This window comes from Pseudoalteromonas sp. Z9A6 (genome assembly GCF_011378805.1).
In the GTDB taxonomy this organism is placed as follows: domain Bacteria; phylum Pseudomonadota; class Gammaproteobacteria; order Enterobacterales; family Alteromonadaceae; genus Pseudoalteromonas; species Pseudoalteromonas distincta.
In genome coordinates, this window is the sequence record NZ_WTKZ01000011.1 from 87502 (window position 1) to 101100 (window position 13599).

The following is a 13599-nucleotide window of genomic DNA, read 5'->3' on the forward strand; positions in this document are numbered from 1 at the left end:
GTAAGTAAGTATGTCAGTTATTACTTATTTTGAGCTTTAGGCTTAATTGTTGTTTTTGCATCAGCAGCCATTAGAGCAAATACAGCGTATGCAGCGGTATTTTGACGCAGCTTAGCAGGTGTTACTTTATCAAGCGTATCGTCAGCTGTATGATGGTAATCAAAGTAATCTGTTCCATCTTGAGCAAGTTCAAAAATAGGTGCTGAGGTTGCTGCTTTAAGTGGAATTAGATCAGGGCCACCATTCGCTTGGTTTTTACCAATATGCTCAATATTTAACGGCGCAAGTTCTTTTGCAATAGCACGCACTACAGGAAGTGACTCTGCGCTTACGTTCGATTCAAAAGCATATACAACATCAGCGCCAAAATCAGACTCAGCTGCTGCAACAATATTGCTTAGCTCGTTTTTATGCTCTGTAAAATAAGCTTTTGCACCCCAAAGACCTAGCTCTTCAGCTGCAAAAAGTACCACACGAATACTTCGCTTAGGACGCTTTACATCGCTAATATGTTTAGCGGCTGCCATTGTTAGTGCAACGCCTGCGCCGTCATCTAGTGCGCCAGTTCCTAAGTCCCAAGAATCTAAATGCCCGCCAATTAATACATATTGCTCAGGGTTTTCGGTACCATTAAATTGGCCAATAACGTTATAACCTGTGCCTTCACCAAGGCTTTCGGTTTGCACATTAATATTTACAGAAACGTCTTTATCTAAAGCAATGAGTCGTGCTATTTGATCGGCATCTGGGTTAGCAATGGTTACATTAGGTATTTTTGTAACACCTTCTTTGTAGTAACTACCGCCAGTGTGTGCAAAACGATGATGACCAGTACTTACCGAGCGCATCATGTAGGCAACAGCCCCTTTTTTAGATGCTTCTATCGCGCCTGTGCCACGTGCTTTTACAGCAGGTCCGTAACCATTCCCGTCTATATCGCGGTTCATGCGGTAATTAATATACGCAATTTTACCTTTTAGGCTGTTCGCCGGTGCGGCTTTTAATTCATCAAGTGTTTCAAATAAGACTACTGGTGCTGTGATCCCATCTTTAGGCGTGCTTATACTGTTACCTAATGCAGTTAAATGTAGAGGTTGCTCGCTTGGTGTTAGTATTTTTCCGCTTTCGCTATAACGGCGCCATTCAGGAAAAGTCGCTTCTTCAAGCCATACTTTATCAAAACCAAGCTCATTAAATTTAGCTTTAGCCCATGCCACTGCTTTTTTATCATTTTCAGTACCAGGTAAGCGAGGTCCTACTTCAGTTGTTAATGACTCTAGTAATTTATAGCTTAAATCACTATTTAGAGCAGAGGTGCGCACTTCATTGACTTGTTGTAATTGCTTTTGGGTAAATTCGGCGTTGTTAGCGTTTGCAGCCATACTGCTAGTAAGCAGCAGTGCGGTAATTAATTTTTTCATTTGGGTAAGCCTTTTTAATAATTAGCGCTATTAGAACATGTAACAAACATGATAAAAAATAGATGAGATGAATAGGCTTTGTAATAGGTTTAATGCTGTTAGGTATAAACGTTTAGATATAAAAAAGCCCGCGTAAATGTACGCGGGCTATATTTTAAAGCTGTTATTTAAGCATTTAATTAAAAGCTAAATTGCGCTGCTAAACGAAGATTTGTGCCCTCGCCAACAGTTACATTACTCGTGCCGCCACCACCTAAATAGCTTTTATCAAATAAGTTTTCGATGTTAAGGCGTAAGTTAATATCGGTATTGCTTAAGTTAAACTTATAAGTGGCGCCTACATCAACACGTGTATAGGCATCTTTAGTAATTGTATTATCGCTATCTGCAAAGCGCTCGCCTTCATAAAAAGCGCCAGCGTTAATGGCAATGGCGTCGTTTAATTCATAACGGGTCCAAAGTGATGCCGACCATTTAGGTGCATCAACAGGGCGTTTGCCTTCCAATACTTCATCGCGTTCAAAGTTAGCATCTAGGTACATAGTTGATGCCATTACAAATAAACGGTCAGTAGCGGCACCTTGAGCGCTTACTTCAACACCTTTATGGCGTTGTTCACCCACTTGGTTTGTTTCACTTGTGAATGAGCCAATAGGCGTCTCAAGCTGTTCGCTAACAAGTGTGCCTTCTTTACTAATATCAAAAATTGCACCTGTTAGTAGTAAACGGTCATCAAATAATTGCCATTTAATACCAATCTCTCTTTGCTCTGAGGTAATGGCATCTAGCTTCATGCCATTATTTACATCGGTTTCATCAATCAGAGTTTCACTACCTTGAGGCTCGAAACCTTCTGAGTAACTAGCGTATATAGTTGCAGAAGCATTTGGGTGATAAAGCACACCTACCTTTGGTACAAATGATTCGTTATCTGCACCTTCTCGTGTTTGTTTATCGTAACGGCCACCTAGCGATAATTGCCACTCTGGTGAGAACGAAATTAAGTCCTGAACGTAAATACCGTAATAGTCGTATTCAGTTTCGCTTACTGTATCATCTGTTTTATAACTTACAGAAGGGCGTGATGGTTCTGCTTGTCCTGCAGAAAAATCAAAGTATTCAGCGGAAGTACGGCGTTGCCCGTAGTAGTAATCTAGCGAGTTTGCGCCAATTAAAAACTGATGCTGTAAGCTGCCTGTTTTAAATTCACCAATAAAATCAATAAATGCAGTTTTAAATTGCCAATCGTCAAAACGGTCGTAAGGGCGAGATTCATAGCTGTCACCTTCAGTAAAGTCGCTAGGCATACGAGGTGCTGACTCAAAGCGTTGGCGCTCAAACGTTTGTTCGTTATAGCCAAGTTTTACTTGCCAGTTATCGGTTAAAAATACTTCAAGGTCTACACCTACGTTTTCTACGGTAATATCGGTAAACGCCCAAGACATATCACGGATTGTTTTATCGCTACCAATTACATTGGCATTATCGTCTATCCATGCGCCCGTATCCAAACCGGCTTCGTCATCTGTGCGGTCGTAATGCACACGTACTAATGCGTTATCGCTAATATCGTAATCTACAACTAAAGCACCTAAAAAGCGGTCACGCTCACGATTTTCACCATTTTGGTACTCACGCCAGTAGTCAACGTCTTGCTTAACTAAAATACCACGAGCACGTAAATCTTCTGATTCAGTTAATGCGCCTGCAGCATCTACCATAAAGCGAGTTGAACCATGCTGATCTACATCGGCACTGGCATTAAATAATGTTTGTGCTGTAGGCTTTTTAGTTACCATGTTAACCAAGCCACCCGGGCCTGACTGACCATATAAAATACTTGATGGGCCTTTAATTACTTCAACTTGTTGCAAAATTTCGATTGGTTGTTGATAGTGTGACCAATGCTGATGACCGTCGCGTAAATAACCTGTCGATGAGCTCAACTCAAAGCCGCGTAAGTTAAATACTTCGCGATTTCGTTGTTGTGAGCCTGCAGTTAAGCTTGCGTCATTTGTGAGTACTTCACCAAGTGTAGTGGCAAGCTGTTCGCTAATAATAGTGTCGGTTATTACAGTGACAGATTGTGCGGTTTCAAGTAATGAAGCTGATGTTCTCATTGCGCCATTAGCGTTATCTACTTTGTAATCGTTAAAGTAGCTACCCTTTACTTCTATGCGCTCAAGGTCGGTAGTGTTTGCATATGTGCTTGTTGAAATGCTTGCTAATAGTGCTATGTAAATAGAATTCAGTTTCATTAATTGCTTCCAGCGTAGATATGTAAAAAACAATCGCGATCTTAATGCAAACCACTATCATTTTCAACATCTTTCATTAACATGTTTTATAATGTGTTTGTTAATGGTTGCCAATTACGAATTCTGCTATTATAAGCTGCATATTAGTGGGGCTTTCTCCCATGTTATTTTATTGCTATGGAACTTACTGTGACTTCAACTGCTTTTTCATCTTTGGCTTTACCGGCTGGACTCGTTGATAACTTATCAACACTTGGTTATGCCCACATGACACCTGTACAAGCGCAAAGTTTGCCGCCTGTACTTGCTGGTAAAGACATCATTGCTCAGGCAAAAACCGGTTCAGGTAAAACTGCTGCGTTTAGCTTGGGTGTGTTAGCTAAATTAAACGTAAAACGCTTCCGTATTCAATCTTTAGTTTTGTGTCCGACTCGTGAACTTGCCGAGCAGGTTGCGGTTGAAATGCGTAAATTAGCACGTGGTATTCATAATATTAAAATATTGACGTTATGTGGTGGTGTATCAATTGGTCCGCAAATAGGCTCGCTCGAACATGGTGCGCATATTATTGTTGGCACGCCAGGGCGTGTTGATGACCATATTCGTAAAGGTACTTTACGTTTAGATGATGTTGAAACATTGGTGCTTGATGAAGCCGATCAAATGCTTGATATGGGTTTTCAAGACACACTTGATGCAATTATTGAGCGTATTCCACAAAATCGTCAAACATTGTTATTTAGCGCTACATTCCCAAGAGCTATTGAAGCAATTGCTAAGCGTGTACTTAAAAATCCAGAAATGGTTAAAGTAGAAGAAGAGCAAGCCAAAAGCACAATTAAGCAGTATTTCTATAAAATGGATAACAATAAGCAGCGCTATCCAACGCTTAAGTTATTACTTCTTAAATTTACACCACAAAGCTGTGTTGTATTTTGTAATACCAAAGTAGAAACTCAACAAGTGTGTGATGATTTAGCTGACGAAGGCTTCAGTGCTGTTGCATTGCACGGTGATTTAGAGCAACGCGATCGTGAACGTACGCTAATTCACTTTTCAAATAAAAGTGCTTCAATACTTGTTGCAACCGATGTTGCTGCACGAGGTTTAGATATTGATGACATGGATATGGTTATTAACTACCATTTAGCACATGACACGCAAACACATGTTCACCGTGTTGGCCGAACTGGACGTGCCGGTAAAAAGGGCATTGCTTGTTCTATTTATGGTGAAGCTGAAGCGTTTAAAATTGCACAAATTGGGGAGCATTACGAGCGTGATATTACTCCAGAGCAAATGCCGCCGTTTAATTTATTAGATAAACCGCCGTACCGACCTGAAATGGTTACTTTGATGATTGATTCAGGTAAAAAGCAAAAAGTACGTGCAGGTGATATCCTTGGTGCTCTAACAGGTAAGGATGGAGTTGCAGGTCGTCAAGTAGGTAAAATTAACGTACTTGATAACGTAGCATTTGTTGCTGTTGAGCGTAATTCATCAAAACCAGCACTTCGCAAACTAACCGAAGGCAACATTAAAGGGCGTAAAATACGCGCTCGTCGCCTTACTCGTTAATTTAAACGGCTAAATTAACAAATTAGCGAGCAGCTACCTTTAGCTGCTCGTATTGTAATTTTATTTTTTTAAACTTAACTTCACAACCATTTGGTTTATCTGGGTGCATTTGTAATGCAAGTTGTCTCCAGCGCTTTTGAACGTTTTTAAGAGTGAAGTTTTCAGGTAACTTCCATTCTAAAGCCAACGCTTTAAATTCATTTTCATTTAATGCTTGTTGTGGTGATGTCGTTTTGAACTGATGCCAAAAACTATTCAAAAGCTCATCAATTTGATCTTCATCCGTATCGTAATTATACCAATCTAAATAATAATCTCGCAAATTTTCGTTTGTTGTCACTAAGCTATTACCTTCTTTTTCTAAAAGCTCGATATGCAGAGTTGAAATGAGTAAACTCTGAGGGCGTAATTGTGCCTGCAGTTGGTACAATGCATTCATAATTAAAAAGTTGCGTTTAAATAAATCACGTTCAGGGCTTTTATCGAGTGTTGTTATTGCGCTGCGGTTTGTCAGTTCTGCTGCTAAAGTATGAACTTGCCAAACCTGCCTTGTTAATATCAGCTCAAAAATCTCATCAATCAGTGGGTTAAGCATTGTTTAGGCCCTAGTAGTTAGTGTATCTTCAATAAAGATTACACTGATATAAGTAACGGTTTGAAGGATTAAAATTATGCTGGGCAAGTTTAAATGCCTCTTATTTACTATATGCTGTGTACTAATAGCTCCTAGCTTTGCCAAAAATAGTGATTCGTTATTTGAGCAATTCAAAAACGAAGTGCAGTGGGAGCCTAAATTACAATTAGCAAATACGTTACTTGCTAATAAAAACGTTTCTAAAAAAGAGCGTGTCGCTGTTTATTCGGCATTAGGTAATAGTGCGTTATCGGCTGATAATTTTAAAGAATCTTTACACTATTTTAAATTATTAGAAAAAAACACTTCAGATACTTTCTTTCCTGACGAGCACTTTCGTGCAATAAAAATGCAAGGTGTAGCACTTTTTTATCAAGGCCTATTTCAAAAGGCCATAAGTGAATATACCCGCACCCTAGTATTAGCTGAAAAAAATGAACAACTACTTGAACAAGCAAATTTACTAAATAATATTGGTTTGGCTTATTTTAATATGAATAAGCTAGGCGATACCCTAGAGTTTTACTTAAAGGCAAAAGCTATTTACGAAGCGCACGGTAGTGAGCAAGATCAAACCGACATATTACTTAATATAGCAGGCGTTTATATACGCTTATCACGCTACGATAGTGCATTTAGTCTTTATCAAGATGTACTTAAAGTTTATCAGCGGTTAGATGATAAAAGTGGTATTGCGCAGGTATACAACAATATGGGTGTTGCTCATATGGAGAGTAATCAATTTGACTTAGCACTTCATTATTACCAGCTAGCGCTGCGTTATTATATTTCAGCCAATGATTACAATAAGTTATCTACGCAATATACTAACTTGGCAAATACTAATTTAGTGTTAAAAAAAGTAGATGAAGCGTACGAGCAAGCTAAATTAGGTGAGTACTATGCGCTTAAAATAGGTAACCATAATTTAGAGCTTAATGCGCTACATGCGCTTGGTAAAATTCAATTCGTTAAAGGCAACTTAGAAGACGCGAAAATAAGTTTAGATAGAGCTATTTCACTTGCTCATGAATATGGCAGTGAACGAATAATTAGGGAGGGTTTAGGGACTAAAGCACTACTTGAAGCCAGTAAAGGCGATTATTCAAGCGCAATGGCCTTGCAACAAGAATATATTAGTGAGCTACGAAAGCTCAGAAGTACAGCAATTATAAATGCACTAGCGGTACTTCAGCATCAATTTAAAGCAACACAATTAAACCAAGAGATAGAAAAACTTAAACAAGATCGACGTGTGCAAGAGCTAAAAATGTCGCAGCGTTCTCAGCTTACTTTATTCTCTTTTTTACTATTACTTTTAGTTGTTATAACTGGTATTGCGCTTTATCGCCGTGGTGCAGAAAAACGCGCTAAGCAGCAGTTAACAGAGCAAGTTATGCAACGTACTGCAGAATTGCAGGCGATAGCACAAGAGCTAAGAGAAGCTAACGATGTTAAAAGCCAGTTTTTGGCCAATATTAGTCACGAAATTCGCACTCCACTAACGGCTATTTTAGGGCAAACAGATGCTTTAATTAACGAATTATATGAGCCGGAGTCACTTAAAGACGAATTAAGAGTAATTCAGCGCCATAGCGACCATTTAAAAAGTTTAATAAACGACGTACTCGATTTAAGTAAAATCGAAGCTAATAGGTTAGAGTTAAATATTTCGTGCTTTGATATTGTTGAGCTTGTAAATGACGTACATGCAATGTTTATCACTCAAGCAAAAGCAAAAAATCTACGCCTTATTTTAGATAATCAAGTGGGTAATGAGTTTTACACTAAGCTGGATTTAATACGTGTAAAACAGATTCTTATAAACTTATGTGCTAATGCTATTAAGTTTACTCACGCTGGCCAAATTATTATTGCTTTAAATAAGAGTGAGCAAGGGCTAGTGATTATTGTAAAAGATACCGGTATTGGTATGAGCTCTAAACAGTTAAAGCTTATTTTTGAATGCTTTAGCCAAGCTGATAACAGCATTAGCCGTCGCTTTGGGGGGACAGGATTAGGCCTTAGCTTATCGCAACAATTAGCCGCGATGATGGGCGGTTATATCAGTGTACAAAGTGAATACAGAAAGGGCAGTCAGTTCTCGTTCTTTTTACCGTGCGCAGAAGTAAATAAATCGCAAAGCCTGATTGAAACTCAAAGTGCTCCTAAGGTAAATAAGCAATTGGCAGGGCGTGTTGTACTTGCAGAAGATCATCCTGATAATCGAAGGTTAATAAGCCGCTATTTACGTTCAATGGGGCTCGAGGTTATTGCCGTTGAAAACGGTGAGCAAGCGGTAGAGCAGTGCTTAAAAGAGTATCCTGATTTAGTGCTACTCGATATTCAAATGCCTGTAATGGACGGGCGTTCTGCTTTTCAGCTATTAAAACAGTGTGGTTTTGAGCGGCCTATTTTTGCTTTAACTGCAAATGCTATGAGTCATGAAGTGGATGGCTATTTAGAGTTAGGGTTTAGTGGTTACTTAGGTAAACCGATAGATAAAGATTCATTTTATAAAGCGCTTTCTAATCACCTACATAGTGCAGAAGATCAGCCAATTGCACAGCAAAATGAAGTTGATATGAGCGATCTTGTCATTAGTTTTAAGCAAAGCTTTGCTTTGGAGAGTGAAACGATTACACAGCATTTTATAAGTGAAGATTTAGCTGCGCTACAAAAAGATAGCCATCGTATTTTAGGCGCGGCGCAAATGTTTGGTTTAGATGAAATAGCGCAATCAGCTCAAAGTTTAGATAGAGCACTTTTACGCAGGACCCAAAAAAGTAGTGCGAATGACTTTAAAGCGCTCGTTGATACGCTGCAGAGTGTACTTAAAAAGTATAACGAAAGTTAAACTGTGTTTAATCCAGATATAAAAAAAGCGCCTTAGGCGCTTTTTTTATTCAGCTAAAACGCTTTATTGGCGTCTCATCGAATCAAAAAATTCATCATTGGTTTTGCTCATCGATAGTTTATCGATTAAGAATTCCATCGCATCAATTTCTGACATGTCATGAACAATTTTACGTAAAATCCAAAGCTTTTGAAGCTCATCTGATTTTGTTAGTAATTCTTCACGACGAGTGCCTGAACGATTAAAGTCGATAGCAGGGAATACACGTCTTTCCGCAATTTTACGGTTAAGGTGAAGTTCCATGTTACCAGTACCTTTAAACTCTTCGTAGATAACTTCATCCATTTTAGAGCCGGTATCGATAAGAGCTGTAGCTATGATTGTTAAGCTACCACCTTCCTCAACGTTACGTGCAGCACCAAAGAAGCGCTTAGGCTTGTGTAATGCGTTAGCGTCAACACCACCAGTAAGTACTTTACCTGATGAAGGAATAACGGTGTTATAAGCACGTGCTAAACGAGTGATTGAGTCCAATAAGATAACAACATCTTTTTTATGTTCAACTAAACGTTTTGCTTTTTCGATAACCATTTCGGCAACTTGTACGTGACGAGAAGCTGGCTCATCGAACGTTGATGCAATAACTTCACCTTTAACTAGGCGTTGCATCTCTGTTACTTCTTCCGGACGTTCATCAATAAGTAAAACCATTAATGTTACATCAGGGTGATTATGCGTAATTGATTGTGCAATGTTTTGAAGTAGCATTGTTTTACCCGCTTTTGGCGGAGCTACTAACAAGCCACGTTGGCCGCGGCCAATAGGAGATGCTAAATCAAGTACACGGGCTGTAATATCTTCTTTACTGCCGTTACCACGTTCCATGCGAAAACGTTCGTTTGCATGTAGTGGAGTAAGGTTTTCAAAAAGAATTTTAGTTCGAGAGTTTTCAGGTTTATCAAAGTTAACTTCATTTACTTTGAGTAAAGCAAAGTAACGTTCACCGTCTTTAGGTGGACGAATAAGGCCTGAAATTGAATCGCCAGTACGCATGCTGAAACGGCGAATTTGGCTAGGTGAAACATAAATGTCATCTGGCCCAGCTAAGTAAGAGGCTTCTGATGATCTTAAGAAGCCGAAACCATCTTGTAAAATCTCTAATACACCGCCGCCGAAGATATTCTCTCCGCCTTTGGCATGGGATTTAAGAATGGCAAAAATGATATCTTGCTTTCTTAAGCGGGCTACGTTTTCGAGCCCCATGGACTCAGCTAAGTCTACAAGCTCTTTAATCGACTTGTCTTTTAATTCGCGTAAATGCATATTGGTGGGTTCTTTATTACAGTTGTCATACTCAAAATCGCTTTGATCGTTGAGTGAGGTTTGTTGAATATAACTAAGGATTAGTTGGCTTTATAAACTAGCAGTTCACTGGCAAAGCGTCCAGTCTTTATACAAAATAAATTTAAAAAAGGGCAAAAAAGCCCTTTCTATTGTTCTAGCTTACCGTTAGATGTTGTTTTCTAAAAACTCGATAAGTTGAGTTTTTGAAAGAGCACCTACTTTCGTTGCAGCTACTTGGCCATCTTTAAAAAGAAGTAAAGTAGGGATACCACGAATACCAAACTTTGGCGGTGTGCCAGCATTTTGGTCAATATTTAATTTAGCAACAGTCACACGGCTGTCGTATTCATCAGCAACTTCGTGAAGAATAGGGGCGATCATTTTACAAGGTCCACACCATTCAGCCCAGAAATCTACTAGTACTGGTTTGTCTGATTGTAATACGTCAGCTTCAAAGCTATCGTCAGTAATTTGGATTATTTTCTCGCTCATTGCGCTCTCCGATTTAGTTAGGCGAAATATTTAGTGCGTATTTAAACACTCTTGTTTCTTATTGCAAGTTTAAACGTTATGCTTAAACGCTATGACTAAGACACATTTAACCGATAAAAAGTTTTCAGACTTTGCTATCGCACCGGAAGTGGTTGCCGGTTTAACCGAGAATGGGTTTGAATATTGCACACCTATTCAAGCAAAATGCCTACCTTTTATTTGTGATGGACGCGATATCGCGGGCCAAGCTCAAACGGGTACAGGCAAAACGTTGGCGTTTTTAACTGCCACGTGCCATCGGTTATTACAATCTAGCAAAGCACCTAGTAAACATCCAAGAGCCCTGATCATGGCCCCTACTCGGGAGCTTGCGATTCAGATACACAAAGATGCTAAAATTTTAGCGCCGCACTGTAATCTTAACTTAGGTTTAGTATATGGTGGCGAAGATTACGAAAAACAACGTGCACAACTAGAAAAAGGCGTTGATATTTTAATTGGTACTACAGGTCGCCTAATTGATCTGTATAAGCAAGGCTGTTACACCCTTAATGAAATTGAGGTAGTCGTGCTGGACGAAGCCGATCGTATGTTCGATTTAGGTTTTATCAAAGATATTCGCTATATGTTCGATCGCATGCCAGATACATCAAAGCGTTTAAACTTATTATTTTCTGCCACATTATCGTACCGCGTACAAGAATTAGCTTTTGAGCACATGACAAACCCAGAGCATGTTCAAATTGAACCTGACGTTAAAACGGGTAAACGTATTCAAGAAGAGCTATTTCATCCTTCGCAAGAAGATAAAATTAAGCTGTTGTTAACCTTAATTGAAGAAGAATGGCCAGAGAAAGCAATCGTGTTTGCAAATACCAAGCATAGTTGTGAAACAGTATATGCTTGGCTTAAATCAGACGGTCATCGTGTAGGTATGCTTACTGGTGATGTTAACCAGAAAAAACGCCAAACTATATTAGCGCAATTTAGCAAAGGTGATTTAGACTTTTTAGTTGCGACCGATGTTGCAGCGCGTGGTCTTCATATTCCAGAAGTAAGTCATGTGTTTAACTTTGATTTACCTGACGATTGTGAAGATTATGTTCACCGTATTGGCCGTACTGGCCGCGCTGGTGCATCAGGCCACGCAATTAGTTTTGCATGTGAGCAATATGCATACAACCTGCATGAAATTGAAGAATATATAGAGCACAGCATTCCTTTATCACATTATGATAAAACAGCATTGCTAGATGATTTAACTCAGCCTATTATTCAAAGAAAGCGCAACTATTCAACAGGTCCACGTAACCGTAGTAATAACAGCGGACGTCGCCCAAATAATAGTTACCAAAAAGGACGGTCGTAAGCGACCGTTTGTATAAGTAGTAGTAACTAGAGGTTTTTGAACGGTGGGGCAACTTAAACCGCAAAAAAATGTGTACGCAGTTATTGATTTGGGCTCAAATAGCTTTCATATGCTTATTGCCAAATCAATTGCTGGCGGTCTACAAACAATTGGACGTGTTAAACGCAAAGTCCGATTAGCCGCAGGGCTTGATAAAGGAAACGTATTAAGCACTGAAGCAATGCAGCGAGGCTGGGAATGCCTTGCCCTTTTTGCTGAGCGTCTACAAGATATCCCAGACAAAAACATCACCATAGTAGCAACAGCTACCTTACGCTTAGCAACTAACGCCGACGTATTTAAAAATCATGCCGAAAAAATTCTAGGTCATAACATTAATGTTATTAGCGGAGAATTAGAAGCGCGCACAATTTATAAAGGTGTTGCCCATACTTCATCTTGTACTGGCAAACAGCTTGTTATTGATATTGGTGGTGCAAGTACAGAAGTTGTAATTGGTAAAGCATTTGATGCCCTACATTACAAAAGCCTCAATATGGGCTGTGTTACCTATCTTGAACGCTATTTTAAAGATTGCCAACTAAGTAAAAGTAACTTTAACGCAGCAATAAAAGCGGCTCGTACAGTCATTGATGAAATTTCTCCAGAGTATAAAGCAGCTGGATGGCAAACTGCATCTGGAGCTTCTGGTACAGTACAAGCAATTCAAGAAATTATGGTCGCGCAAAATCTTGACGACTTACTTACACTTGAAAAGCTCAACACTATAAAAGATCAAGCAATTGCATTTAGCACTATTGCAGCGCTAGACCTTCCTGGATTAAGTGAAGACCGTCGACTGGTATTTGTATCAGGACTCGCAATCTTAATCGCACTATTTGAATCTCTTGAAATAGAAAAAATGGGATTGGCGGGCGGAGCACTGCGTGAAGGTGTTTTATATAGCATGGTTCCGGAGTTTCATAATAACGATATTCGCAAACGCACAGTTGATGGGTTTATGAGTCGTTATCACGTTGATCAAAAACAAGCGTGTCGAGTTTCAAGCTTAGCTATGCAGTTAGCGGTAAATATTGATAAAGATTGGCCAATTGAAAGTTTAAATGGGTTACCACTATTAAAAGCGGTAGCGCAGCTTCATGAGATTGGATTACTAATAGAGTATAAGCAGTACCATAAACATACCGCTTATATTTTGGAAAATACCGATATGCCTGGTTTTTCACAGTCAGAGCATAAATTAATAGTAGCGGTAGCAGATGCACATCGATCTGATTTTCCAAAAGGCTGTTTTAATTCACTCGGGGTAAATAGTCTATTAGCGCAATATATAGTGAGATTACTACGAATATCAGTCATCTTATCAATGCGAAGACAAGATGATGTACTGCCTAAGTTTGAGTTAACTGCTAAAAATGAAGTGTTAGACCTTAAGTTTGAAAGTAACTGGTTAAAAGATCATCCATTAATGGCCAGCGAGCTACAACAAGAGTCTAAACAGCAAGGTAAACTTGGCTGGAAGCTCATAGTAAACTAACCAAAAAGGCCCATCAGGGCCTTTTTAGTGTTTAAAGTAACCATTTCGATGTAAATATGTGCGAACAGCACATTATTTCAAGTTTTCTTCAAAAAAGGGTTGATCTGTT

Annotated in this window: 9 protein-coding genes; 4 read left to right on the forward strand and 5 right to left on the reverse strand. The window is 39.2% G+C overall.

Features of this window, described 5'->3' with window-relative positions; translation table 11 throughout:
• Nucleotides 1-20: 20 nt before the first annotated feature.
• A complete protein-coding gene (locus GQR53_RS06765; RefSeq protein WP_165743271.1) occupies nt 21-1421 on the reverse strand; it encodes a M20/M25/M40 family metallo-hydrolase in 1401 nt (466 codons plus the stop codon).
• Nucleotides 1422-1600: 179 nt separating this feature from the next.
• Nucleotides 1601-3679, reverse strand: a complete 2079-nt coding sequence (locus GQR53_RS06770) for a TonB-dependent receptor (RefSeq protein WP_165743272.1) — start codon at nt 3677-3679, stop codon at nt 1601-1603.
• 189 nt (nt 3680-3868) lie between these two features.
• On the opposite strand from GQR53_RS06770, the gene dbpA reads away from it, so the two are divergent.
• Nucleotides 3869-5257 carry an ATP-dependent RNA helicase DbpA gene (dbpA, locus tag GQR53_RS06775; RefSeq protein WP_165743273.1) on the forward strand — a complete coding sequence of 463 codons (1389 nt, stop codon included), beginning with the start codon at nt 3869-3871 and terminating at the stop codon, nt 5255-5257.
• A 22-nt stretch (nt 5258-5279) separates the two neighbouring features.
• Here dbpA and GQR53_RS06780 read toward each other — a convergent pair whose 3' ends face one another.
• The gene (locus tag GQR53_RS06780; protein WP_165743274.1) at nt 5280-5852 is read right to left on the reverse strand and encodes a DNA-J related domain-containing protein; all 573 of its coding nucleotides are present in this window, start codon (nt 5850-5852) and stop codon (nt 5280-5282) included.
• 76 nt (nt 5853-5928) lie between these two features.
• Here GQR53_RS06780 and GQR53_RS06785 point away from each other — a divergent pair, with 76 nt between their 5' ends.
• Complete coding sequence (locus tag GQR53_RS06785; RefSeq protein WP_165743275.1) at nt 5929-8748, forward strand: ATP-binding protein; 2820 nt, start codon at nt 5929-5931, stop codon at nt 8746-8748.
• 63 nt (nt 8749-8811) lie between these two features.
• Here the strand turns inward: GQR53_RS06785 and rho are convergent, their stop codons facing one another.
• Together rho and trxA are read right to left on the reverse strand one after the other, a co-directional pair.
• Nucleotides 8812-10071, reverse strand: a complete 1260-nt coding sequence (rho, locus tag GQR53_RS06790) for a transcription termination factor Rho (RefSeq protein ID WP_165743276.1) — start codon at nt 10069-10071, stop codon at nt 8812-8814.
• Nucleotides 10072-10257: 186 nt separating this feature from the next.
• Nucleotides 10258-10584, reverse strand: coding sequence for a thioredoxin TrxA (gene trxA, locus GQR53_RS06795; RefSeq protein WP_002960942.1), 327 nt, complete (start codon nt 10582-10584; stop codon nt 10258-10260).
• A 91-nt stretch (nt 10585-10675) separates the two neighbouring features.
• Between trxA and rhlB the strand changes: the two genes are divergently transcribed.
• Both rhlB and gppA read left to right on the forward strand, forming a co-directional pair.
• On the forward strand, nt 10676-11953 hold the full coding sequence (gene rhlB, locus GQR53_RS06800) for an ATP-dependent RNA helicase RhlB (protein WP_002960940.1): 1278 nt from the start codon (nt 10676-10678) through the stop codon (nt 11951-11953).
• A gap of 43 nt (nt 11954-11996) precedes the next feature.
• Nucleotides 11997-13490: a guanosine-5'-triphosphate,3'-diphosphate diphosphatase gene (gene gppA, locus GQR53_RS06805; protein ID WP_165743277.1), complete on the forward strand. Its 1494-nt coding sequence runs from the start codon at nt 11997-11999 to the stop codon at nt 13488-13490.
• Nucleotides 13491-13599 lie beyond the last annotated feature (109 nt).